General features: G+C 61.9%; 24 protein-coding genes, 1 tRNA gene and 1 pseudogene. 19 read left to right on the top strand and 7 right to left on the bottom strand.

All coding sequences use genetic code 11. The features are described from left to right. The first annotated feature begins 121 nt into the window (after positions 1–121). The 14 genes and pseudogenes from NKI95_RS25605 (at position 122) to NKI95_RS25670 (ending at position 15,146) form a co-directional block, all read left to right on the top strand. Positions 122–1,063: an alpha-E domain-containing protein gene (locus tag NKI95_RS25605; protein WP_352491567.1), complete on the top strand. Its 942-nt coding sequence runs from the start codon at positions 122–124 to the stop codon at positions 1,061–1,063. A 61-nt stretch (positions 1,064–1,124) separates the two neighbouring features. Beyond that, on the top strand, positions 1,125–1,919 hold the full coding sequence (locus tag NKI95_RS25610; RefSeq protein WP_352466439.1) for a transglutaminase family protein: 795 nt from the start codon (positions 1,125–1,127) through the stop codon (positions 1,917–1,919). Between the two features lie 31 nt (positions 1,920–1,950). Continuing rightward, positions 1,951–2,682, top strand: coding sequence for a proteasome-type protease (locus NKI95_RS25615; protein WP_352720164.1), 732 nt, complete (start codon positions 1,951–1,953; stop codon positions 2,680–2,682). 58 nt (positions 2,683–2,740) lie between these two features. Then, entirely contained in the window at positions 2,741–4,153 is a 1,413-nt protein-coding gene (locus NKI95_RS25620) for a pyridoxal phosphate-dependent decarboxylase family protein (protein WP_352720166.1), read from the top strand. Positions 4,154–4,281: 128 nt separating this feature from the next. Continuing rightward, positions 4,282–5,049, top strand: coding sequence for a DeoR/GlpR family DNA-binding transcription regulator (locus NKI95_RS25625; protein WP_352720168.1), 768 nt, complete (start codon positions 4,282–4,284; stop codon positions 5,047–5,049). A 125-nt stretch (positions 5,050–5,174) separates the two neighbouring features. After that, positions 5,175–6,701 (top strand): glycerol-3-phosphate dehydrogenase, encoded by a 1,527-nt coding sequence (glpD, locus tag NKI95_RS25630; protein ID WP_352720169.1) that lies wholly within the window; start codon positions 5,175–5,177, stop codon positions 6,699–6,701. A gap of 39 nt (positions 6,702–6,740) precedes the next feature. Next, a complete protein-coding gene (locus tag NKI95_RS25635) occupies positions 6,741–7,820 on the top strand; it encodes an ABC transporter ATP-binding protein (RefSeq protein ID WP_352720171.1) in 1,080 nt (359 codons plus the stop codon). A 9-nt stretch (positions 7,821–7,829) separates the two neighbouring features. Then, positions 7,830–8,897, top strand: coding sequence for an ABC transporter ATP-binding protein (locus NKI95_RS25640; RefSeq protein ID WP_352720173.1), 1,068 nt, complete (start codon positions 7,830–7,832; stop codon positions 8,895–8,897). Position 8,898: 1 nt separating this feature from the next. Then, on the top strand, positions 8,899–9,765 hold the full coding sequence (locus NKI95_RS25645; RefSeq protein ID WP_352720175.1) for a carbohydrate ABC transporter permease: 867 nt from the start codon (positions 8,899–8,901) through the stop codon (positions 9,763–9,765). A 1-nt stretch (position 9,766) separates the two neighbouring features. Continuing rightward, entirely contained in the window at positions 9,767–10,681 is a 915-nt protein-coding gene (locus tag NKI95_RS25650) for a carbohydrate ABC transporter permease (protein ID WP_023717772.1), read from the top strand. A 173-nt stretch (positions 10,682–10,854) separates the two neighbouring features. Next, on the top strand, positions 10,855–11,121 hold the full coding sequence (locus tag NKI95_RS25655; RefSeq protein ID WP_031193610.1) for a DUF2160 domain-containing protein: 267 nt from the start codon (positions 10,855–10,857) through the stop codon (positions 11,119–11,121). 78 nt (positions 11,122–11,199) lie between these two features. Next, positions 11,200–12,927: an ABC transporter substrate-binding protein gene (locus tag NKI95_RS25660; protein WP_352720178.1), complete on the top strand. Its 1,728-nt coding sequence runs from the start codon at positions 11,200–11,202 to the stop codon at positions 12,925–12,927. A 146-nt stretch (positions 12,928–13,073) separates the two neighbouring features. Next, positions 13,074–14,567: a glycerol kinase GlpK gene (gene glpK / locus NKI95_RS25665; protein ID WP_352720180.1), complete on the top strand. Its 1,494-nt coding sequence runs from the start codon at positions 13,074–13,076 to the stop codon at positions 14,565–14,567. Between the two features lie 103 nt (positions 14,568–14,670). Beyond that, a pseudogene (locus tag NKI95_RS25670) lies at positions 14,671–15,146 on the top strand (DUF6882 domain-containing protein). A 121-nt stretch (positions 15,147–15,267) separates the two neighbouring features. Here the strand turns inward: NKI95_RS25670 and NKI95_RS25675 are convergent. After that, entirely contained in the window at positions 15,268–15,732 is a 465-nt protein-coding gene (locus tag NKI95_RS25675) for a BA14K family protein (protein WP_352720182.1), read from the bottom strand. A gap of 309 nt (positions 15,733–16,041) precedes the next feature. Here NKI95_RS25675 and NKI95_RS25680 point away from each other — a divergent pair. Then, positions 16,042–16,117 (top strand) — tRNA-Lys (locus NKI95_RS25680). A gap of 87 nt (positions 16,118–16,204) precedes the next feature. Here NKI95_RS25680 and NKI95_RS25685 read toward each other — a convergent pair. From NKI95_RS25685 to NKI95_RS25705, 5 genes are read right to left on the bottom strand one after another with little or no spacing between them, the layout of a single operon-like run. Next, entirely contained in the window at positions 16,205–16,600 is a 396-nt protein-coding gene (locus NKI95_RS25685) for a hypothetical protein (protein WP_352720184.1), read from the bottom strand. Between the two features lie 46 nt (positions 16,601–16,646). After that, positions 16,647–17,771: a DNA-processing protein DprA gene (dprA, locus tag NKI95_RS25690; protein ID WP_352720186.1), complete on the bottom strand. Its 1,125-nt coding sequence runs from the start codon at positions 17,769–17,771 to the stop codon at positions 16,647–16,649. After that, on the bottom strand, positions 17,768–18,355 hold the full coding sequence (gene plsY, locus NKI95_RS25695; RefSeq protein WP_352720188.1) for a glycerol-3-phosphate 1-O-acyltransferase PlsY: 588 nt from the start codon (positions 18,353–18,355) through the stop codon (positions 17,768–17,770). The genes dprA and plsY overlap by 4 nt, the downstream gene beginning before the upstream one ends. Before the next feature lie 57 nt (positions 18,356–18,412). Then, on the bottom strand, positions 18,413–19,699 hold the full coding sequence (locus NKI95_RS25700) for a dihydroorotase (protein ID WP_352720190.1): 1,287 nt from the start codon (positions 19,697–19,699) through the stop codon (positions 18,413–18,415). Further along, positions 19,696–20,661 (bottom strand): aspartate carbamoyltransferase catalytic subunit, encoded by a 966-nt coding sequence (locus NKI95_RS25705; RefSeq protein ID WP_352466452.1) that lies wholly within the window; start codon positions 20,659–20,661, stop codon positions 19,696–19,698. Before NKI95_RS25705 ends, NKI95_RS25700 begins: the two co-directional genes overlap by 4 nt. 155 nt (positions 20,662–20,816) lie before the next feature. Here NKI95_RS25705 and NKI95_RS25710 point away from each other — a divergent pair, with 155 nt between their 5' ends. The 3 genes from NKI95_RS25710 to NKI95_RS25720 all read left to right on the top strand — a co-directional run bounded on the left by NKI95_RS25710 (position 20,817) and on the right by NKI95_RS25720 (position 23,471). Continuing rightward, entirely contained in the window at positions 20,817–22,445 is a 1,629-nt protein-coding gene (locus tag NKI95_RS25710; RefSeq protein WP_292653482.1) for a DNA alkylation response protein, read from the top strand. Between the two features lie 160 nt (positions 22,446–22,605). Further along, a complete protein-coding gene (locus tag NKI95_RS25715) occupies positions 22,606–23,160 on the top strand; it encodes a hypothetical protein (RefSeq protein ID WP_292653483.1) in 555 nt (184 codons plus the stop codon). Continuing rightward, positions 23,160–23,471, top strand: coding sequence for a DUF6105 family protein (locus NKI95_RS25720; RefSeq protein WP_352720193.1), 312 nt, complete (start codon positions 23,160–23,162; stop codon positions 23,469–23,471). Before NKI95_RS25715 ends, NKI95_RS25720 begins: the two co-directional genes overlap by 1 nt. Here NKI95_RS25720 and ruvX read toward each other — a convergent pair. Next, complete coding sequence (gene ruvX / locus NKI95_RS25725) at positions 23,438–23,923, bottom strand: Holliday junction resolvase RuvX (RefSeq protein WP_352720195.1); 486 nt, start codon at positions 23,921–23,923, stop codon at positions 23,438–23,440. The genes NKI95_RS25720 and ruvX overlap by 34 nt on opposite strands. Positions 23,924–24,039: 116 nt before the next feature. Between ruvX and NKI95_RS25730 the strand changes: the two genes are divergently transcribed. Then, positions 24,040–24,747, top strand: coding sequence for a metal-dependent hydrolase (locus tag NKI95_RS25730; protein WP_352720196.1), 708 nt, complete (start codon positions 24,040–24,042; stop codon positions 24,745–24,747). The last annotated feature ends 10 nt before the right edge of the window (positions 24,748–24,757 follow it).

A 24,757-nucleotide genomic window follows, 5' to 3' on the forward strand; every position in this document is an offset into this window, starting at 1 on the left:
GGATATGTGTCGTTGATGTTGGTGAAATGCCCTGAAGTGAAGCACGCGGCATCGTGCCCTGGAATCTGGACAGTCACCATTCGCTATTCACCATTCACTATTCACCGCAGGACCGCCTGACATGCTTCTCGGCCGCACCGCCAACGGGCTCTACTGGATGAACCGCTATATCGAGCGGGCGGAAAACATGGCGCGGCTGGTGGACGCCGGCTTGCGCATGGCGCTAACTCGTACTCAGAACGCTTCGGAGGAGTGGAATTCGGTGCTGCTCAGCGCCGGTTCGGACGCCGCCTTCACGCAGAAATATTCCGACTACACCGCCGCCAATGTCGCCGACTATCTGCTGCGCGATACGTCGAACCCGTCGAGCACGATGTCGTCTATCGAAACGGCCCGTAACAATGCCCGCATGGTGCGTACCGCACTGACGCGTGAAACCTGGGAAAGCATCAACGAAGCCTGGATGTCGCTGAAGCGGATGCTGGCCAAGCCGATCGACGAGCGCGACCTGCCCAACGCGCTCGACGCGATCAAACGCGAGACGGCGCTGATCCGCGGCTCGTTCTACGGCACGATGCTGCGCAACGAGATTTTCGATTTTTCGCAGCTCGGCACTTATGTCGAACGCGCCGACAACACCGCGCGCATCCTGGATGTGAAATACTACGTGCTGCTGCCGTCGATCTCCTGGGTCGGCTCGACGCTCGACAACTACCAGTGGGAATCGATCCTGCGCTCGGTGTCGGCGCACCGTTCCTATCGCTGGGTTTATGACGCCGACTACAAGCCGAGCAACATCGCCGATTATCTGATCCTCAACGTCCGCATGCCGCGCTCGCTGACCTTTTGCTACCGCTTCCTGACGGAGCATCTCAAATTCCTGGGTGACGACTATGGGGAGCGCCACGCCTGTCATGCGACGGCTGCCAAGACCCAGGCCATGCTGACGGCCGGCTCGATCAAGGATATTTTCGACGCCGGCCTGCATGAATTCCTGGCCAATTTCATCCGCGACAACACCAGGCTCGGCGACGAGATCGCGCAGGATTACAGGTTCTATTGAGCATGACCCCAAAAAGCGGAGACCGGTTTTCGGAAAAGCTCATGCTCCAGGGACGAGTGCGATGCGGCTGAAGATCACCCACCGGACCGAATACCGCTACGATGCGCCGGTGCATTATCTGTTGCAGCGTTTGCGGCTGCTCCCGGTGAACGGGCGCACCCAGACGGTACTGTCCTGGGCGCTGAAGATCGAAGGCGCACGCGAGGAAGTGCGCTTCACCGACCATTTCGGCAATGATACCAGGCTGTTGAGCGTCGAGGGCGAGCGCGACTTCATCACCGTCGAAGCAGCCGGCGAAGTGGTGACGCGCGACACCGCCGGCGTCTGCGGGCCGCACCAAGGTTTCGCGCCGCTCTGGCTGTTCGGCCATGAAACGCCGCTGACGACGATCGGCAGCGGCATTCGCGAACTTGCTGCCTCGGTCGGCAAGGGTACCGACATCGAAAGGCTGCACCGGTTGATGGCGGTGATCGGCGAGCGTGTCGCTTATACGCCAGACACCACCAACGCGACGACGCCGGCCGAAGAGGCCCTGGCGCTCAAGACCGGCGTTTGCCAGGACCACAGCCACATCTTCGTTGCCGCGGCGCGCGCCATGGATTTCCCGGCGCGCTACGTCAGCGGCTATCTGATGATGGATACAGCGATCGAGCAGGCAGCAAGCCACGCCTGGGCCGAGGCGCATGTCTCGGGCCTCGGCTGGGTCGCCTTCGATGTCGCCAACGGCATTTCTCCCGACGAACGCTATGTAAAGGTAGCGACTGGCCGCGATTATCGCGACGCAACCCCGGTATCGGGAATTCGGCTGGGACAGGCGGAAGAACAGCTTGCGGTCACCGTCACCGTGGAGCAGTAATCCCCGGCAAGATTGTTGCCAAAGAGATTCGATGACCTATTGCGTCGGCCTGAAAATCAATCACGGGCTCGTGTTCATGTCGGACACGCGCACCAATGCCGGTATGGATTCGATCTCGACCTTCAGGAAGATGCATGTCTGGGAAGAGCCGGGCGAGCGCGTCATCGTTTTGATGTCGGCCGGCAATCTGGCGACGACGCAGGCCGTAGTCAGCCTGCTCGACGAACGCACCAAGGCAGTGGCGGAGCGCCGTGCCACGCTGCTCGAAACGCCCTCCATGTACCAGACAGTCCGGTTGGTCGGAGACACCGTCAAGGAGGTCATCGCCAGTTCGTCGCCGGCGGGCGAAAAGGCGGATTCCTACTTCAACGCCTCCTTCATCCTCGGCGGTCAGATCAAGGGCAGCGCCCCGCGCCTGTTCATGATCTATCCGGAGGGCAATTTCATCGAATCGACCGACGACACGCCGTTCTTCCAGATCGGTGAGACCAAATACGGCAAGCCGATCATCATCCGCGCTTATGAAAGGACGATGAGTTTCGCCGAGACGGTGAAGTTGCTGCTGGTGTCGTTCGACTCGACGCTGAAGTCGAACCTGTCGGTCGGCCTGCCGCTCGACCTGCTGTTCTATGAAAAGGACACTTTCAAGGTCGGCCTCAAAAAGCGAATAAATCAGGACGATCAATATTATCGCACGATCTCGGATAGCTGGTCGAACGCGCTGAAGACCGCCTTTGCCAGCTTGCCTGATTTTCCTGAATGAAAACCTTCGTCTTTCGTGCTCTTTGATCGCGGCTCGATGGGGCGCTACGGAGGCGAAGATGAATAGCAACGAATTCCGCGAATGGTCGCTGCGAGCGGCTGAATGGGGCGCCGACTACAGAAACAGCCTTCGCGAAAGACCGGTGCGGCCGCTTGTCGAGCCGGGCGAAATCTTCAAAAGCATCGACGCCGCGCCGCCGGAAGACGGCGAAACGATGCAGGCAATCTTCGCTGATTTCGAACAAAAGATCCTGCCGGGCATGACGCACTGGCAGCATCCGCGTTTCTTTGCCTATTTCCCGGCTAACGCGGCACCGGCCTCCGTCGTGGCCGAGTATCTGGTTTCCGCGATGGCCGCGCAATGCATGCTCTGGCAGACCTCGCCGGCAGCGACCGAGCTCGAGATGCGGGTCGTCGACTGGATGCGGCAGGCGCTTGGTCTGCCGGCGGGATTCTCCGGCGTCATGCAGGATTCGGCTTCATCAGCGACGCTTGCCGCCGTGCTGACCATGCGCGAGCGCGCGCTCGACTGGCAAGGCAACAAGAGCGGCCTGCAAGGCCAGCCGGTCGTGCGGGTCTATTCTTCCGACCAAGTCCATACTTCCATCGACCGGGCGATCTGGGTGTCGGGCATCGGGGAGGCGAACCTCGTGCGCATTCCGGTCGCGGGACGCTTCCGCGCTATGCAGACGGCGGCTCTGGAAGCGGCGATCGTCGCCGACCGCGAAAACGGCATGCTGCCGGCCGGCATTATCGCCAGCGTCGGCGGCACCAGTACCGGCGGCACCGACGATGTCGCGGCTGTTGCCGCGGTGGCGAAGCGGCACGGGCTCTACCTGCATGTCGATGCCGCATGGGCCGGCTCCGCCATGATCTGCCCCGAGTTCCGGCATTTCTGGGCCGGCGCCGAACATGCGGATTCGATCGTCTTCAATCCGCACAAATGGCTGGGCGCACAGTTCGATTGCTCGATGCAATTCATCCGCCAGCCGGAAGACCTCGTGCGCACGCTGGCGATCAAGCCCGAATTCCTCAAGACACATGGCCGCGACGGGGTCATCAACTACTCCGAATGGTCGGTGCCGCTCGGCCGAAGGTTCCGCGCGCTGAAACTTTGGTTCCTGCTGCGTGCGCATGGCTTGGAAAATCTGCGGACCATGATCCGCAACCATGTCGCCTGGAGCGAGGGCCTCGCCGCCTGGCTGGCTCGGGAACCGGATTTCGAAATCGTCACGGAACCGATGCTGTCGCTGTTCTCATTCCGCCATCTCGCGGCTGCGGGAATCGACCTTGACGAGCACAATTTGCGGCTGGTCAACGCGATCAACAATGACGGCCGCATTTACCTGACGCAGACCCGGGTGGACGGGCAGGTGGCGATCCGCTTTCAGGTCGGGCAGTTCGAAACGACTGCGGCGGACGTCGATACTGCTTTCGAGGTCATCACTGACATCGCGCGGGGCCTAAGTTGATAGCCTCGTCGAGATTGCGCCGGAGCTTTTCTCTCTGCAGTCGCCCGATTTTCATTAGCCGGCTCATACCTGTTCATGGCTTTCGTTTTCAGCTATAGACGAGAAAAACGAAAATGAGAGGTTGCTAGATGTATCTGTCGCCGCGTCATTCCGAAATCATCCAGATGGCCAAAGATCATGGCCGCGTACTGGTCGAGGAGTTGGCGACGCATTTCAACGTGACGCCGCAGACGATCCGCAAGGATCTCAACGATCTCTGCGACCAGCGACTTTTGTCCCGCATTCATGGCGGGGCATTGTTCCCGTCCGGCATCGAGAACATGGAATATGAGGCTCGGCGCAAGATCGCCGCCGAGGAGAAGGAGGCGATCGGCCGCGCAGCAGCCCGGCTGATCCCCGACAACGCATCTCTGTTCATCAATATCGGGACCACGACGGAAGCTGTCAGCAAGTCGCTGCTCGATCACAGCGGCCTGATGGTCATCACCAATAACATCAATGTTGCCAATAGGATGCGCATATATCCTTCGATCGAGGTGGTGATCGCCGGCGGTGTCGTGCGCGGTTCCGACGGCGGCGTGGTCGGCGAGGCAGCGGTCGATTTCATCAGGCAGTTCAAGGTCGATTTTGCGGTGATCGGCGCCTCGGCCATCGACCATGACGGCGCACTGCTCGACTTCGATTTTCGTGAGGTGAAGGTGGCTCAGGCGATCATCGCCAACGCCCGGCATGTGATCCTGGTGTCGGACCAGACCAAATTCGAGCGCACCGCGCCCGTCCGCATCGGCCATCTGTCGCAGGTCAACACCTTCATCACCGATCGTTGCGACATCCCGTCGGTGCGCAAGATCTGTGAAGAGGCAGAGGTTCAGCTGATCGAAACGTCGCTCTCCTAGAGATGCCGCTGCGGCATCTGCCGCCGATCATATTTCGTTTGACATTCGTTATCATTTCGAAATAATCCCGTCACGGTTTCGCAAAACTCAAAAATGCTGCAATGCGAAATCGAGGGAGGATTTCTTTGCGCGCATCACCGATCCATGACATTTTCGTCATCGGTGGCGGCATCAATGGCTGCGGCATCGCCCGCGATGCCGTTGGACGTGGCTTTTCGGTCTTTCTTGCCGAGATGAACGATCTGGCCAGCGGAACTTCTTCGGGTTCGACCAAACTGATCCATGGCGGCTTGCGCTATCTCGAATTCTACGAATTCCGCCTGGTGCGCGAAGCGCTGATGGAACGCGAGGTCCTGTGGAGGAACGCGCCGCATATCATCTGGCCGATGCGCTTCGTGCTGCCATACGCCAAGGGGCTGCGTCCGGCCTGGCTTATCCGGCTCGGGCTTTTCCTCTACGACCATATTGGCGGGCGCAAATTGCTGCCGCCGACGAAAACGCTGGACATGGCCAAGGATCCGGCCGGCAAGCCGCTGAAGCCGTTGTTTCGAAAGGCGTTCGAATATTCCGACGGTTGGGTCAACGATGCCCGGCTGGTTGTGTTGAACGCCCGTGACGCTGCCGAGCGCGGCGCAACCATTCGAACCCGAACAAGGGTCGTCAGCGCCCGACGTGAAGGCGATCTCTGGACGGTCAGGCTTGAAAACGTGCGGACCGGCGATACCGAGGAGGTCAAGGCGCGGTTGCTGGTCAATGCCGCGGGCCCGTGGGTCGACCAGGTTCTTTCGGCCACCGTCGGCCTGAACGACGTGCACAATGTCCGCCTCGTGCAAGGCAGCCACATCGTCGTTGGCAAGAAATTCGACGACCCACGCGCCTATTTCTTTCAGAACAAGGACGGGCGCATCATTTTCGCCATCCCCTACGAAGACGAGTTCACGCTCATCGGCACCACCGACCGGGACTATCCCGGCGATCCGCACGACGTCAGGATCAGTGATGCCGAGATCGACTATCTCTGCGCTGCGGCAAGCGAATATTTCGCGCAGCCGGTCAAGCCGTCGGATATCGTCTGGACCTATTCCGCGGTGCGCCCGCTCTACGATGATGGCGCCTCAAAGGCGCAGGAAGCCACGCGCGACTATGTGCTGAAGGCCGATGGAGGCGAGGGTGCCGCCCCGATCGTCAACGCCTTTGGCGGCAAGATCACCACCTACCGCCGATTGTCGGAATCAATGCTCGAGAAGATCGAGGGTTTTCTCGGCAAGCGAGGCAAGCCATGGACAGCAAACACGCCGCTGCCCGGCGGTGACTTTCCCGTCACCGGCTTCGATGGCGAGGTAGCGAAACTGAAAACGGCGTACCCGTTCCTCGACGCGCGGCTGGCCCGCCGGTTGACCCGGCTCTATGGCACCCGCGCAAGGAAGCTGCTGGGCCTCGCCAAGTCGAACGCCGATCTTGGCCGCAACTTCGGCGCCGATCTCTACGAGGCCGAGGTGCGCTACCTCGTCGAAAACGAATGGGCGATGACTGCCGAGGATGTATTGTGGCGCCGGACCAAGCGCGGCCTGCGTCTCAGCCGTGAGCAGGCGGCAGTGCTCGACGAGTTCATGCGCGGAATAAGCCGGCAGCACGTAGCGGCTGCCGAATAGGGACGGCCGACTGATGCAGAAAGCCTGGGAGGAGGCATCATGCTTGAACTGAGAAACGTGACGAAGACGGTGGGTGCGGCGGAACATATCCGCGACGTCTCGCTGACGCTTCAGCACGGCTCGCTCAACGTCCTGCTCGGGCCGACGCTCTCCGGCAAGACCAGCCTGATGCGGCTGATGGCGGGCCTCGACGTGCCGACCTCCGGCTCGGTCTGGTTCGATGGCAAGGATGTCACCGGCATGCCGGTGCAAAAGCGCAACGTCGCCATGGTCTACCAGCAATTCATCAATTATCCGGCGATGACGGTCTACGAAAACATCGCCTCACCGCTGCGGGTGGCCGGCACGGATGAGGCAACGATCGACAGGGAGGTGCGCAATGCCGCCGCCCTTCTCAAACTCACGCCCTATCTCGACCGCACGCCTCTCAGTCTGTCGGGCGGCCAGCAGCAGCGCACCGCGCTGGCCCGCGCCATCGTCAAGAATGCCAGCCTCGTGCTGCTCGACGAGCCGCTCGCCAACCTAGACTACAAGCTGCGCGAAGAATTACGCGCGGAACTGCCGAAGGTCTTCGCGGCCGCCGGCACAATCTTCGTTTATGCCACGACCGAGCCGCACGAGGCCTTGCTGCTCGGCGGCAACACGGCGACGCTTTCCGAAGGCAGCATCACCCAGTTCGGGCCGACCATCGAAGTGTTCCGCAAGCCGGTCGATCTGGTGACGGCGAGAACCTTCGCCGATCCGCCGCTCAACACCATCGTGCTTGCCAAGAAGGGCCTGGATTTCCTGCTCGAGGGCGGCGTGAAATTGCCGGTGCCGGCCGAGCTCTTCGGCATTGCCGATGCGATCTATACGATCGGCTTCCAGCCCCATCATCTTTCCCTCGATCGGCCCAACGCCGCCGCAGTGCCGGTGCGCGCAAAGGTGACGATCACCGAGATCACGGGATCGGAAAGCTTCATCCATCTCGATTTCGCCGATGCGCGCTGGGTCATGCTGACCCACGGCATTCGCGACTTCGAGCCGGATGAGGAAGTCGAGGTGTTCATCGACCCGCGCCACATCATGGTCTTCGACGAGCACGGCCGCGCCGTGGCCGCGCCGAAGCTGGCGGCTTAGGAGGAAGCGATGGCGCGCATCGACGTCAATCATATCCGCCACTCCTATCTGCAGAACCCGCGCACGGATGCCGATTTCGCGCTGAAGGAAGTGCACCACACGTTCGAGGATGGCGGCGCCTATGCGCTGCTCGGCCCGTCCGGCTGCGGCAAGACTACGCTGCTCAACATCATTTCGGGATTGCTGCATCCCTCGCACGGCCAGTTGCTGTTCAACGGAAGGGACGTGACAAATCTGTCGACCCAAGAGCGCAACATTGCCCAGGTCTTCCAGTTCCCGGTGATCTACGACACGATGACCGTCTACGACAATCTGGCGTTCCCGCTGCGCAATCGCGGCGTGCCGGAGGCCGACGTCGACCGCAAGGTGCGCGAGACGCTGGAGATGACCGGGCTGGCCGATATGGCCAAACGAAAGGCGCGCGGACTGACCGCCGACCAGAAGCAGAAGATCTCGCTCGGGCGCGGGCTGGTGCGCTCCGACGTCAATGCCATCCTGTTCGACGAGCCTTTGACCGTCATCGACCCGCATATGAAATGGGTGCTGCGCTCGCAGTTGAAGCAGCTTCACCGCCGCTTCGGCTACACCATGGTTTATGTCACGCACGACCAGACCGAGGCGTTGACCTTCGCCGACAGGGTGGTCGTCATGTATGACGGCGAAATCGTGCAGATCGGCACACCGGCGGAGCTGTTCGAGCGCCCGCGCCACACCTTTGTCGGCTATTTCATCGGCTCGCCCGGCATGAATGTCATGACGGTGGCGATCGACGGCAAGACCGCGAAGCTGGGCTCGCAGCAGATCGAACTGCCGGGCGTGCCCAAGGCGGGCGGCGGCGCCATCGAGCTCGGCATCCGTCCCGAATATGTGCGCCTGGGCAGCCAGGGCATGGCCGTCCGGATCAGCAAGGTCGAGGACGTCGGCCGCCACAAGGTGGTCCGTGCCAATCTCGAAGGGCGCGAGATCGCCGCCGTCATCGGCGAGGACGAGACGGTTCCGGCTGATCCGAAGGTGCGGTTCGACCCTGCCGGCATCAACATCTATGCCGATTCCTGGCGCGTCGAGATGGGAGCCTGAAGTGGAAAAGACCTGGAACAACAGAGCCTGGTTCCTGGTGCTGCCGGTGCTGCTGCTGGTGGCGTTCTCGGCGGTCATACCGCTGATGACGGTTGTCAATTATTCGGTGCAGGACACTTTCGGCAACAACGTCTTCTTCTGGGCCGGCACCGAGTGGTTCGAGGAACTGCTTTCCTCCAGCCGCTTCTGGCAGGCGATGATCCGCAACCTTGTCTTCTCCTTCATCATCCTGGCGATCGAAGTGCCGCTCGGCATCTTCATTGCGCTCAATATGCCGAAGAAGGGTTGGGGCGTGCCGGTTTGCCTTGTTTTGATGGCGTTGCCGCTGCTGATCCCATGGAACGTCGTCGGCACCATCTGGCAGGTGTTCGGGCGCAACGACATTGGCCTGCTCGGCTATTACGTCAACGCGCTCGACATCGACTATAATTATGTGCAAGACCCTTATGACGCCTGGGTCACGGTCATCATCATGGACGTCTGGCATTGGACCAGCCTCGTCGTTCTGCTCTGCTATGCCGGCCTGGTCTCGATCCCGGATGCCTTTTATCAGGCGGCCAAGATCGACGGTGCCTCGCGCTGGGCGGTGTTCCGTTACATCCAGTTGCCGAAGATGAACCGCGTGCTGCTGATTGCCGTGCTGCTGCGCTTTATGGATAGCTTCATGATCTACACGGAACCGTTCGTGGTGACCGGCGGCGGACCCGGCAACTCGACGACCTTTCTTTCGATCGATCTCGTCAAGACGGCGCTCGGCCAGTTCGACCTCGGCCCGGCGGCGGCGATGTCGCTGGTCTACTTCCTTATCGTCCTGTTGTTGTCATGGGTGTTCTACACCGTGATGACCAATTACGACGCGGAGCGCTGAGATGAGCCGCGCTGACGAAAGAGCCGACAGAGTGAGCGAGACGACAGCTTCGCAAGGATTGGCCAGCACGCTGCGGCAGGACGAGATCGCACGGCTCATGCGCCGTCGCGGCGAGGAGTCGCGTTGGTGGTGGATCGTGCCGACGCTCTACATCATCGTTCTGCTTTTGCCGATCTACTGGCTCATCAATATGAGCTTCAAGACCAATGGCGAGATCGTCTCGTCGCTGACGCTCTACCCGCACGCACCGACATTAGCGAATTACCGCACCATCTTCACCGACGCGTCCTGGTATTCGGGCTACATCAACTCGATCACCTATGTGGTTATGAACATGGTGATTTCGGTGGCCGCAGCACTGCCTGCTGCCTACGCCTTTTCGCGCTATCGCTTCCTCGGCGACAAACATCTGTTCTTCTGGCTGCTGACCAACCGCATGGCGCCGCCGGCGGTGTTCGCGCTGCCATTCTTCCAGCTTTATTCGGCCTTCGGCCTTATCGACACCCATATCGCAGTGGCTCTGGCGCATTGCCTGTTCAACGTGCCGCTGGCGGTGTGGATCCTCGAAGGCTTCATGTCGGGCGTGCCGAAGGAGATCGATGAGACCGCCTATATCGACGGCTATTCGTTCCCGCGCTTCTTCATAAAGATCTTCATGCCGCTGATTGCGAGCGGCATCGGCGTGGCGTGCTTCTTCTGCTTCATGTTCTCGTGGGTCGAGCTGCTGATCGCCCGCACGCTGACGACCACGGACGCCAAGCCGATCGCCGCGACCATGACCCGCACCGTTTCGGCCGCCGGCATGGATTGGGGGCTGCTCGCCGCAGCCGGCGTGCTGACGCTGATCCCGGGCGCGCTCGTCATCTGGTTTGTGCGCAACTACATCGCCAAGGGCTTTGCCCTGGGGAGGGTATGATGGAGCAGGTCGACAGAAGCCCATGGTGGTGGGCCGTGCTGTTTCTCGCCCTGATCGTTGTGGCCTGGGTGGCACTTCAAATCGATTTCGTGGCAATAACCGTAGGTTTCAGCGATCCGGCAAATATCCGCCTGTGGGGATTTAACCTCTCGTCCAACCTCGATTTTTCGTGGATGGCCTGGACGTGGCCGACCGCGGCCTTCTTTGGAACCATCTTTCTGCTGCTTTGCGGCATGGCGGTGTGGGAATACGTCTCGCCGGGCGGCAATCCGCGCGTCGGCGTGCTGCGCTTCGAAACGACGCGCGGCGACCGCTTGTTCCTGTCGCTGCTTGGCAGTGCCTTTATCCATCTCGCTTGGCTGGGTCTAGTCGGACCCAATCTGTGGTGGGCTCTCGCTCTCTCCGTGGTCTACGCCGTTGGCGTGTTCCGCTACGTATAGAGGGGGAAACTGTTGGAACGGCGGCGTGCCGGCCGCCGATCCAGATCGCACTTTGAACTTTAACAGTGGAGGAAATACATGCGACGGCAATTCTTGACATCAACAACTGCGCTTGTCCTGTTGCTCGGGGCAAGCAACGCCTATGCCGGAATGGACGAGGCCAAGGCCTTCCTGGACAAGGAAATCGGCGACCTCTCGACGCTCGACCGCGCCGGCCAGGAAGCCGAAATGCAATGGTTCATCGATGCCGCGAAACCTTTCGCCGGCATGGATATCAAGGTGGTTTCCGAAACCATCGCCACGCATCAGTATGAATCGCAGGTGCTGGCGCCGGCCTTTACAGCCATCACCGGCATCAAGGTTACGCACGACGTCACCCAGGAAGGCGACGTTGTCGAGAAGATCCAGACCCAGATGCAGACCGGCCAGAACCTCTATGACGGCTGGGTCAACGATTCCGATCTGATCGGCACGCACTGGCGCTACCAGCAGGTGCGCAACCTGACCGACTGGATGGCAGGCGACGGCAAGGATGTCACCAACCCGAATCTCGACCTGAAGGATTTCATCGGCACCTCGTTCACCACCGCGCCCGACAAGAAACTCTACCAGCTTCCCGACCAGCAGTTCGCGAACCTCTACTGGTTCCGTTACGACTGGTTCAACGACGAGAAGAACAAGGCGGACTTCAAGGCCAAATACGGCTACGACCTCGGCGTGCCGGTGAATTGGTCGGCCTATGAGGACATTGCAGCGTTCTTCACCGGGCGTGAGATCGACGGCAAGAAGGTCTACGGCCATATGGACTATGGCAAGAAGGACCCGTCGCTCGGCTGGCGGTTCACCGACGCCTGGCTGTCGATGGCCGGCAATGGCGACAAGGGCATTCCGAACGGTCTGCCCGTCGACGAATGGGGCATCAAGGTCGACGAGAATTCGCGTCCGGTCGGTTCCTGCACGGCGCGCGGCGGCGACACCAATGGTCCGGCTTCCGTCTACTCCATCCAGAAGTATCTCGATTGGCTGAAGGCCTATGCACCGGCGGAAGCCCAAGGCATGACCTTCTCCGAATCGGGGCCAGTTCCGGCGCAGGGCGCGGTTGCCCAGCAGATCTTCTGGTACACCGCCTTCACCGCCAGCATGGTCGACGCCAGCGCCAAGGCCGTGCTGAACGACGACGGCACGCCGAAGTGGCGCATGGCGCCGTCGCCGCATGGCGTCTACTGGAAGGACGGCATGAAGCTCGGCTATCAGGACGTCGGTTCCTGGACGCTGATGAAGTCGACGCCGACCGACCGCGCCAAGGCCGCCTGGCTCTACGCGCAGTTCGTCACCTCGAAGACGGTCGACGTGAAGAAGAGCCATGTCGGCCTGACCTTCATCCGCGAGAGCACGATCCACGACAAGAGCTTCACCGAACGTGCGCCAAAGCTCGGCGGCTTGATCGAATTCTACCGCTCGCCGGCGCGCGTCCAGTGGTCGCCGACCGGCACCAACGTGCCGGACTATCCGAAGCTGGCACAGCTCTGGTGGCAGGCGATCGGCGATGCTTCGTCGGGCGCCAAGAGCGCGCAGGAAGCGATGGACTCGCTCTGCGCCGAGCAGGAAAAGGTGATGAGCCGCATCGAAAAGTCGGGCGTCCAGGGCGATATTGGCCCGAAGATGGCCGAAGAGCATGACCTCGCCTACTGGAATGCGGACGCGGTCAAGAAGGGCAATCTCGCTCCTCAGCTCAAGATCGAGAACGAGAAGGAAAAGCCGGTCACCATCAACTACGACGAGCTGGTGAAGAGCTGGCAGCAATAGGACCGTTTGATGCGGGCGTCCGCGCCCGCATCGCCATGCTCAGGGGAGGCGGCATGTTGCCGTCTCCCCTGTTTGCGTGAACGGCTCGGCGCCATCTGGCGTCGAGACACCGTAGCACCTTTGAATTCGCTTCGACGGGAGAGAGAATGACCGGATACATCCTTGCAATCGACCAGGGAACGACATCGAGCCGGGCGATCCTGTTCGACGACAAGATGAAGGTCGTCGGCAGCGGGCAAAAGGAATTCACCCAATATTATCCGGCCTCCGGCTGGGTCGAGCACGATCCCGAGGAGATATGGGCAAGCGTCGTGGAAACGGTGAAGGCCGCGCTGAAGACAGCCGGCCGCAACGCAGCGGAAGTCGCCGCGATCGGCATCACCAACCAGCGCGAAACGGTCGTCATCTGGGACAAGGAGACCGGCAAGCCGATCCACAATGCGATTGTCTGGCAGGATCGTCGTACCGCGCCGCTATGCCAGAAACTGAAGAAGCTAGGGCTGGAGAAGAAATTCACGAATAAGACCGGCCTGCTGCTCGATCCCTATTTCTCCGGCACCAAGATCGCCTGGATGCTGGACAAAGTGAAGGGCGCCAGAAAACGCGCCGAGAAAGGCGAACTGCTGGCCGGCACCATCGACAGTTTTCTGATTTGGCGCCTGACTGGCGGCAAGGTCCACGCCACTGACGCCACCAATGCCTCGCGCACACTGGTCTACAACATCGAACAAAACGCCTGGGACGACGAGCTGCTGGCCATTCTCGGCATACCTGCAAGAATGCTGCCGCAGGTGAAAGATTGTGCCGATGATTTTGGAATCACCGACAAAAGCCTGTTTGGCGCAGAGATCAGAATTCTCGGTGTGGCCGGCGACCAGCATGCGGCGGCGATCGGCCAGGCCTGTTTCGAGCCGGGCATGATGAAATCGACCTACGGCACCGGTTGCTTCGCGCTGCTCAACACCGGCAGCGATCTGGTGCGTTCGAAGAACCGGCTTTTGACCACCATCGCCTATAGGCTGAACGGCAAGACCACCTATGCGCTGGAGGGCTCGATCTTTATCGCCGGCGCCGCCGTGCAATGGCTGCGCGACGGCATCAAGGTGATCGGCAAGGCCGAGCAGAGCGGCAAATTGGCGGCGGAAGCCGATCCGACGCAGAACGTCTATCTGGTGCCGGCTTTCGTCGGGCTCGGCGCACCGCACTGGGATGCCGAGGCGCGCGGTGCCATCTTCGGGCTGACCCGCAATTCGGGGCCGGCGGAATTTGCCCGCGCGGCACTGGAATCCGTAGCGTTCCAAACGCGCGATCTGCTTGACGCCATGCGCAAGGACTGGAAGGGCGCCTCGGCCAAGACTGTGCTCAGGGTCGATGGCGGCATGGTGGCGTCGGACTGGACTATGCAGCGGCTGGCCGACATTCTCGATGCGCCGGTCGACCGGCCGACAATTCTCGAGACGACCGCGCTTGGTGCGGCATGGCTGGCCGGCTCGAAGGCCGGTGTCTGGCCGAGGGCCCGGGAATTCGCTAGGAGTTGGGCGCTCGAGCGCCGCTTCAACCCAGACATGGATGCTTCGACACGTGCCGCCAAGCTGGCAGGTTGGCGCCACGCTGTGCGCAGGACGCTAAGCATGCAATAAGCAAGTGGCCGCCGAATTCCCAACCTTGTTTAATCAGGCGGGGCTGGTGGTTGCTCGGATGTGTGGGGCGACTCCGAGAGCGGGTCAGGCAGGGTGAGGGTCCATGAAACACCCAGATTGGTATCCTGCTTGGCGCCAAGAAGCCATCGAGCAACTGAGCGCTAAGAATAGAGGCTTGCAAGATGATTTCGGCGTCGGCAGTTGGCCTCGTTATGATTACGCCCTAAAGACTGGAAAGCTTCTTTTCTCAGATCAAGGTGTCGTCAAGGTCGTCGCCGAAATCCAGGTTGCAGGCTCCACAAGCGGCAAAGGTGGCAATTGGCTTTGGGCCTGGGGAAATTCAACCTGCCTGGCGACGTAGTTACCGATGCCCAGCGAGTTCGATCCTTCGGGGAGAAGAACGGCATTGATGAACTGACTCAGCTTTTTGTGACAGATGATAATGACCTGACCGTGCTTGGGTGGGAACTGGCGGCCGTAATGGCTCGAATTTGCAACGCCCGTGGGGTCTATCGTTCTCCTCGTGGCGAAGGGGCAAGCCTCTATCCGACCATCAAGAGCATCAGCCGGGCAAACTGATCTTGATGTCTGCCTGCCGAACGTTCGAGACGCAGTGACTATGGCGGAAATATCAGTGCTTCCTCGCCCAGCAATAACCCGCGCCGTTTCGGGCGCGGGCTTGCAGCCTCTAAGCTAGGACTCAGTAAGGCGACCGGCACTGCCGGCGCGGACCGTAGTTGGGCTGGTAAGTGTTGTCAGAAGCGCGATAGCTCCGATAACGGTCATAGCACCACTGCACGTGGGCATCGCCACGATAGACACGATTCTGGCTGTTGACGATGGCGCCCGTAATCAGCGCTCCTGTGGCGAAGGCGGCCAGCGGGAACCAGTAGTCACCGTGACGGCGATAGCCGCGACGATATTCGCGATAGCCGCGATGGCCACGCCAATACATGCCGTCCTCACGCGCAAAACTGCGCCGCGAGAAATCGCGGTTGAAACTCCGGTGCCTCCGCCACGGCTCGTACTGGACGGTCTGGACATTCGAGGTGAGCCCCTGGGCAGGGGGCGCATAGCTGGGCTGAGCGTTGACTGGCACGATCTCCGCGGCAGCGAATGAGATCGAAAGGGTGGTAGCCAGCAGGCCCGACATGATCCTATTCATGATCTTCTCCTTGAAACGCGTGTCCCTTGTCGCGGAAAAACGGGCAGGCTGCGCAAATTGTTCCGCTAAAAATCCCAAGTTGCTGATCTGCAAAGGTTCTCCCGATTCGCTGCTTGTGCTTGTCCCGCAAAGCGCGAGCTTCGGCCTTGCGCGAGAGGGAGGCAGTTCCGTCAACGCCGAAGCGCACCGCACGGCATGCATGACACGGCAGGAAAGTCCGGTTTGGGAGCCGTCTTTTTCCGGTTGACCGGCAGAGGCACTCTCCCTATGTTCCGCGCAATTTCGAGGGCGGCCTTTCTGAGCCCGCGGGAGCGCGTAGCTCAGCCGGTAGAGCAACTGACTTTTAATCAGTAGGTCATGGGTTCGAATCCCATCGCGCTCACCATCAATAAAATTGTACGGCCGGAAACATGGGTAACAGTTTGCACCTAAGACATGGGTGACAACCTCGTGCCGAACGCATGCGGTGGCCTTAGCCACCCGCGCCATCGTCCATCATCGTGCCGGTGAGCGCCTCATAGGCTCTGCTGCACAGCTGTGAATGCGGACAATCCTTCACGATAAGCACTGGCACCACGGTGAGAACCGCTGCGGCAAGGATTTGCAGGCAAAGACCGACGGCGCTTACCTTGCTGTCGAACATGCCGGCCAGGAAAAAGTAGAGACCCTGGGCCATGCAGGCTGCCGTCAGAATGCCCAGAAGCGTGCTGGTCGCTCTTGCGAAGGGCGTTATGTAGCCGTCAGGAAAACCCAGCATGCCGAGATCGGCGGACCATTGCAGCGCCAGCATGACGCTCAGCACTGACCAGACGAGGGCCGTCGTACGAGTGAACAGCGTCTGCTTTGGTTTATTGCTCGGATCGGCCATCGGGGTCACGTCGGAATTGCTTGCCGGGACATGCGCAAGCTCTCGGTCAGATCAGTGAGACGTTGCCGCCGGCATGGCGTTCGAGCCGTCCGGCGAGGTCGAGCTCCAACAGCACCATGAACACTTGAGCGGGATGCAGGCCGGTGTGGCGGATGATCTCGTCGACTGCTACCGGCGTCGGGCCGAGCGCCTCGACGACGCGGTCGCGGTCGTCCTCGCGCGGCGGCGGCGTTGCCGAAAAGTCGGGCGGCTCTTCGAGCGGCGATGTCCTTGGCGTCCAGGCGCCGACCAGCGGCGCGATCGCGCTGGTGATATCGGCGGCCTCGGTGACAAGGGTGGCGCCGTCCTTGAGCAGGCCATTGGTGCCGGCGGCGCGCGGATCGAGCGGCGAACCGGGAACGGCGAAAACCAGCCGGCCCATCTCGCCGGCGAGGCGGGCGCTGATCAGCGAGCCGGAGCGCTGCGCCGCCTCGACCACCACCAATCCCAATGCAGCACCGGCGACGAGCCGGTTGCGGCGGGGAAAATCCTGTGCGCGCGGCTGCCAGCCAAACGGCATTTCGGAAATGATGGCGCCGCCACGCTCGGCGATCTCGTCGCACAGGCCGGCATTTTCGGGCGGGTAGGGCAAATCGAGGCCGCCGGCGAGCACGCCGATCGTCCCGGTCGAAAGGCTGCCCTGGTGCGCGGCCGTATCAACGCCGCGCGCCAGGCCGGAGACAATGCCATAGCCGTCGCGGCCGAGATCCGCCGCCAGCATCCGCGCCATCTTGATGCCGGCCAGCGATGCGTTGCGAGCGCCGACGATGGCGACCGCTGGCAAGCGGAACACCGCACTGTTGCCCCTGACCGCGAGCAGCGGCGGCGGATGATCCATGCTCTTCATCAGCGGCGGATAGTCCGCCTCGCCGATGCCGACAAAGCGGGCGCCCGCACGCCTGGCTGCCTCCAGCTCCGCCTCGGCCTCGGCAATGGACGGAATGCGGGCGATTTTTTTGGCGCCACCCGAAATCATCAGCTCCGGCAGCATCGATAACGCTGCTTCGGCCGAACCGAACCGGTTGATCAGGTCGCGAAAGGAAGCCGGGCCGACATTCGGCGTACGGATCAGACGAAGCCAACTCAGCCGCTGCCGGTCGCTGAGGCGCGGCCCGGAATTGGGCTCGCTCACTCCTTGGCCCCGATCTTACCCTCGGTGCCGGCAAGCAGCCGCGCAATGTTGGCGCGGTGCTTTACGATGACGATGAGGCTCATCGCCGCGAAAAGCCCGGCAATCTGCGGCGTGCTCAGGAGATACAGGGCCACGGGCACGACGACCGCTGCCGTCAGTGCCGCAAGCGAGGAGAAGCGGAACAGGAAGGCCACCGCCAGCCAGACGACGGCGAAGATCAGCGCCACCTGCCAGGCAAGGGCGATCAGCACGCCAAGGTACGTGGCGACACCCTTGCCGCCCTTGAAGCCGAGCCAGACCGGAAAGAGATGGCCTAAAAACGCGCCGAAGCCGGCCCAAAGTCCGAGCTCGGGCGCAAAGCGGCCTGCGATCAACACCGCCGCGGTGCCCTTCAGCGCATCGAGCAGCAGCGTGGCCGCGGCCAAGCCCTTGTTGCCGGTGCGCAGCACATTGGTGGCGCCGATGTTGCCGGAGCCGATGTTGCGCACGTCGCCGAGGCCGGCGGCACGGGTGATCAGCAGGCCAAACGGGATCGAGCCGAGAAGATAGCCGAACACCAATGCCAAGACGGGACTGTAAACCATTGTTCCCCCGAACTTTCCTTGGCCGAGCGGATTTGAAGACGTGACGGCCGCTCCGTCCTACGCCGAAAACACTGTGCGGCCCGCCACCATCGTTTGCAAGACCTTGCCTTGCAGCCGCGCGCCTTCGAAACAGGTGTTTTTCGAGCGCGAGCGGATGCCGCTCTCGCTGACGACCCATGGCTCGTCCAGATCGACGAGCGCAAGATCGGCCAATGCCCCCGGTTTCAGCGTGCCGCCGGGCAGGCCGAACAATCTTGCCGGCGCGGTCGACAGTGTCTCGACCAGCCGGAGCAGCGTCGCGTCGCCATTGTGATAGAGCCGCAGCGCTGCGCCCAGCAGCGTTTCCAGCCCGATGGCGCCGGCCGCGGCATCGGCAAAGGGCAGGCGCTTGGTGTCGACGTCTTGCGGGTCGTGGGAGGAGACGATGAGGTCGATGGTGCCGTCCTTGATCGCTTCGATCATCGCCAGCCGATCTTCTTCAGCGCGCAGCGGCGGCGTCAGCCGGAAGAAGGTGCGGTACTCGCCGACATCGTTCTCGTTGAGCGACAAATTGTGGATCGACACGCCTGATGTGACGTTGGCGCCATCGGCTTTCGCGCGTGCTACCGCGTTTGCCGCCATAGCCGTCGAAATCTTGGCAGCGTGATAGGCGCCGCCGGTCAGCCGAGCCAACGCGAGATCGCGGTCCAGGGGAATCGATTCGGCTTCGCGCGGAATGCCGGCAAGGCCAAGCCAGCTTGCGTAAAGGCCTTCGTTCATGACGCCGGCCGAGGCGAGATCGGCGTCCTGGGTTTCATGCGCGATGACGCCGCCGAAATCGCGCGCATAGGTCAGCGCGCGGCGCATCACCAGCGCGCTGGCAATAGAATGGCGGCCGTCGGTGAAGGCGACCGCGCCGGCCTCGCGCAGCAGGCCGAATTCGGTCATCTCGCGGCCTTCCAGCCCCTTGGTGATCGCTGCCGCCGGAAAGATGTTGACGATTGCAGTGTCCTTGGCGGTGCGCAGCACGAACTCGACCAATGCGACATTGTCGATCACCGGGTCGGTATCGGGCATCATGACGACTGAGGTGACGCCGCCGGCCGCCGCAGCGATGCTCGCCGAAGCAATGGTCTCGCGGTGTTCGCCGCCCGGTTCGCCGATGAAGACACGCGCATCGATCAATCCGGGGATGATAGTCTTGCCGGCGCAGTCGATGATCGTGGCGCCTTCGGGCGCGCCCTGGTTCAAGGCCGCCTTGCCGGCCGCAACGATTTTGCGGCCTTCGACCATGACGGTACCGACCTCATCAATGCCGCGCGACGGGTCGACGATGCGGGCTCGGCTGAAGACCGCTATGCTCATGCGCCGCGGCCCTCGTGGTTTCGACGGGGATCGAGCAGTGCTTCCATCACCGCCATACGTACGGCGACGCCCATCTCAACCTGTTCCTGGATGACGCTTTGCGGGCCGTCGGCGATCTCGGAGGCGATCTCGACGCCGCGGTTCATCGGGCCTGGATGCATGACCAGCGCGCCGTCCTTGGCTGCTTTCAGCTTCTCGGCGTCGAGGCCGAAATAGTGGAAATATTCGCGCACCGACGGTACGAAAGCGCCTTCCATGCGTTCGCGCTGCAGGCGCAGCATCATCACCACGTCGGCGTCCTTCAGACCCTCGGCCATCGAGCGGGTGACGATGACGCCCATCTTCTCGATGCCGGCGGGCAAAAGCGTCGAAGGGGCGACGACCCTGACCTGGGTACCAAGCGCGTTGAGCAGGATGATGTTGGAGCGCGCCACGCGCGAATGCAGGATGTCGCCGCAGATCGCCACGATCAGCTTTGACAGCGGACCCTTGGCGCGGCGGATGGTCAGTGCGTCGAGCAGCGCCTGGGTAGGGTGCTCATGGGCGCCGTCGCCGGCATTGACCACCGAGCAGCCGACTTTTTGGGCAAGAAGTGCTGCCGCACCGGCCGATTGATGGCGGATGATCAATATGTCGGGACGCATGGCGTTCAGCGTCATCGCCGTATCGATCAGCGTTTCGCCCTTTTTCACCGAAGAGCTCGCTACGGACATGTTCATGACGTCGGCGCCGAGCCGTTTGCCGGCCAGCTCGAACGACGATTGCGTCCGGGTCGAGGCTTCGTAGAAGAGATTGATCTGAGTGCGGCCGCGCAGCGTCGATGTCTTCTTGTCCGACTGCCGCGAGATGGCAACGGCCCGGTCCGCCCGGTCGAGCAGTAGCTCGATATCGGCGGGGGAAAGATCGCGGATGCCCAGAAGATGGCGGTGGGGATAAAGTGGCAGGGACGATGCGTCGGTCATCTCAAGTCGCTGCTATAGGGGGGAGGCCTCGCGGCTGCAAGCACCGGCTTGGGATTGGATTGGTTCTCCCCGGTATTTTCGTCGCGCGCCGCTGGCCATAGGCTATAAACCGCCTTGGCTTTGGATTCGCAGCCTTCAGGTGATAAGGACGAAGCGTGACTGACGACGTGACCAACCAGCCGCCGCCGCTGGCCGGCGGCAACGCCTGGCGGGGCGATCCGTTGCTGATCCAGCTTGCCGAGCGCTTTTCCGATCCGGTCCGCAAGGACCTCGACGGGCTTGGTCGTTTCGTTCTGACCCATGAGGCGCAGGAACTGGCCCGTCTTGCCAATGTCGAGACGCCGAAGCTCAGGACCCATGATCGCCAGGGCCGGCGCATCGACCAGGTCGAGTTCCATCCCGCCTATCACGCGCTGATGCGCCGCTCTGTTGCCAACGGGCTGCATTCGTCGGTCTGGGAGAATGGCGACGCCGAGATCGGCCGTCGCCACCAGGTGCGTGCCGCGCGCTTTTATCTCACGGCTGAGCTCGAGACCGGGCATCTCTGCCCGATCACCATGACCAGCGCTTCGCTGGCAGCGCTGATGGCCAGCCCGAAGCTGTTTCGCGAATGGGCGCCTCGGGTGACGACGCGGAAATACGATCAAAGCCAAAAGCCTCCGGTCGAAAAAGCCGGGCTGACGCTCGGCATGGGCATGACCGAGAAGCAAGGCGGCACCGATGTCCGTGCCAACGTCACCAGGGCCGAGCGCGCCGGCAGCGGGTTTTATCGCCTGACCGGCCACAAATGGTTCATGTCGGCGCCGATGTCGGATGCCTTCCTGGTGCTCGGACAGGTGCCGGAGGGACTGTCGTGCTTTCTCGTGCCCCGCTTGCTCGGCGACGGATCCGGCAACGGCTTCCGTTTTCAACGGCTGAAGGACAAGCTCGGCAATCGATCCAATGCCTCGTCGGAGGTGGAATTCGTCAATGCCATCGGCGAGATGGTCGGCGAGCCCGGCGCCGGCGTGAAGACGATCATGGACATGGTGACCCTGACGCGGCTCGACTGTGCCGTCGCCTCGTCGGCGATCATGCGGGCCGGACTGGCCGAGGCTGTCCACCACACGCGCCACCGCAAGGTGTTTGGAACCAATCTGATCGAGCAGCCGCTGATGCAGCGTGTGCTGGCCGATATGGCGCTGGACGTTGCCGCCGCTACCGCGCTGTCGTTCCGGCTGGCGCGCTCCTTCGACGAGGCGGCCGGCGACCGCGGCGAGGCGGCCTTCGCCCGCGCCATGACGCCGGTCGTCAAATACTGGGTCTGCAAGATCGCGCCGCCGCTGCTCTATGAAGCAATGGAGTGCCTCGGCGGCAACGGCTATGTCGAAGAGGGGCCGCTCGCCCGCTACTATCGCGAAGCTCCGGTCAACGCGATCTGGGAAGGTTCAGGCAACGTCATGGCGCTTGACGTGCTACGTGTGCTGGGGCGTGCACCCGGCCTGTTCGATGACGTGCTGTCCGGCATCGACCGCGATCTCGGTGCAGGCGGACGCGGCACCGTCGGCGTGCTCAAGGCGGCAATGCAGGTCGCGGCTACCGACGAGGGCTCGGCGCGGCTGTTGACCGAGCAATTGGCATTGTCGGCGGCGGCGGCAGAGCTTCGCAGGCTGGGGGCAGGGCGGATCGCCGACGCCTTCGTCGAAACGCGCCTCGCCGGCCAGTGGCGCAATACCTATGGCATGATCGATTCGCGCCATGATGCGCGCATGATCATCGATACGCTCTACCCGCCGATCAACTAAGTGCCGTCGCCCAATTCGCTGCCGCTCTCGCGCCCCCTGTGGATGGCCGTTAACCTTAACGAATGGTTTCCATTGCGGCGACCGGTGGCAAAGCCCAGTGTTATGGTTAAGGCAAGGATTGTTCAGCTTGAGCGGCTTTGCCCTGCGAAGCAGGAGCGTCATGCGGCATATTCTGAGCTCTTTTCTGGCATTGCATTGGGCGGCCGTTTTCGCCCTGCTGGCGTTCATCTGCATCGACGGAAATCGAGGCGTCGCGACGGCCCTTGGCGTGCTCGGCGTTCCCGTCCAGAACACTCGATTTGCCGATCTCGAAAACGCTGTCGTCGTGGCGCCGCTCGCCGTGGCACTGCTTGTCGTCGCGGTGCTGTTCTGCTGGGCCTTTGTTGAAGCACTGACCAGCGACGCGACCAACCCGGACCCCGCCGACAGCGTCGTGCGGATCGCCTTCATCTCCGCCTTGGGCGTGCTGTCGCTGATAGTCATCGGCGGCGCCGCGCAAGGCATTAATGGGCTGTTCATGGTTGTCGCGGTGCAATTGGCGGCACTTCTGGCGTCCTATGTCGCGATGCTCGCCGAGCGGCGGTCGGCCGTTGCCGCGGCAGTTCCAGGAACCGGCGAAATCCGAGCGGCCGCCCATGTCATGGCCAAGGCAGCGGCGCATAATTCCTCGCTTGCCCGCATTTCCGGCCGGCTGGATTCGAGGGATGACCGCTAATGCGCACCTTGTTCGCGCTGTGGGCGGGTCCGCTCCTCTTATTTTGGGGCTGGTTCTTTCTGTCGCTCAACGACATCAATTTCGGCTATGTCATGCTGAGCCGCCAATTGCACGATCTCGTCTTCCAGCTCTATGGACAGATGCTGGGCGTTGATCCCGCGCTCATTCCGGGCATGGTGGCGAAAGCTTGCGTATTCGACGGGCTGCTGCTGATGGCGTTCTGGGCATTTCGCCGCCGCAAGGCAATTGGCGGCTGGATCACGGCGATGCGCAACCGCTATTTCGACCAGGCATCGACGCCGAGCGCCTGAAGGCGGTCGAGAACGCCCTGCAGGATAAAAGCGGCCGCCGCCGAATCGATCTTGCCGGCGCGCTTCTTGCGGGAAAAATCCATCTCGATCAGCGTCCGCTCGACCGCCACCGTCGACAGCCTTTCGTCCCAAAAGACGAACGGCAGATCGGTCAATCCAGCCATATTGCGCACGAAAGCGCGGGATTTTTGGGCGCGCGGGCCTTCCGAGCCGTCCATGTTGATGGGGAGGCCGATCACCGCGGCGCCGGCATTTTCCTTCTGTAGCAGAGCGAGCAGCACTGCGGCATCGAGCGAGAATTTCCTGCGCATGATGACAGGGCGCGGGTGCGCGAAGGACAAGCCGCGGTCGGAAACCGCCACGCCGATCGTCTTGTCGCCGAGGTCGAGACCGGCCAGGGTTTTGCCGCCGCCTAGCCGGGCCGGCAACTCCTCGATGGTGATGATGCCCAACGGCTTTTCCTTTGACCGCGACGCCGCACGTCCTATACGCGCAAAGCGTGCGTGGCACTTTAATTTCGCCGTCGGCGTTCTATCCTCTACCGAAACAAAAATCGAGGAAAGCATTGATGAGACTGACCTGGTACGGACATTCGGCATTCCGAATCGAAATCGAAGGCGCGAAAATCCTGATCGACCCCTATCTAGTCGGCAACCCGTCGTGGACGGGCGGCTGGGAAGGGCCGGCCGAAGGGATCACGCATGTCTTGCTTACCCATGGCCACAGCGACCACATCAGCGGCGCCATCGAAGTGCTCAAGAAAAGCGGCGCGATGCTGGTCGCCAATTTCGAGATTTGCATGTACCTGGTCGGCAAGGGCGTCGGTGACAAGCAGATCAATCCCGGCAATATCGGTGGTACGGTCGATTGCGGCGGCTTCACCACCACCTTCGTTCAGGCCCTGCACTCATCGTCCTTTCCGGGCGAGGGCGGCCAGAATACCTATCTCGGCAATCCGGGCGGGCTCGTCCTGCACTTCCCCGAGGACAAGACGCTTTATCATATGGGCGACACCGACATCTTTTCCGACATGGCGCTGATCAACGAGTTGCATGAACCGAAGATCGGCATCGTGCCGATCGGCGACCGCTTCACCATGGGTGGGGCGGTGGCAGCCCTTGCCTGCCTGCGTTTCTTCAAGTTCGAGACGGTCGTTCCCGCTCACTTCGGCACGTTTCCGATGATCGACCAGACCGCCGACAAATTCGTGGCCGGGCTGGACGGATCGGGCGTGAAAGTGGCGTTGCCGAAGATCGGCAAGACGATTACGCTGTAAAGAAAGCCGA

The sequence above is a fragment of the Mesorhizobium sp. M0306 genome, from assembly GCF_040321655.1.
Taxonomy (GTDB): domain Bacteria; phylum Pseudomonadota; class Alphaproteobacteria; order Rhizobiales; family Rhizobiaceae; genus Mesorhizobium.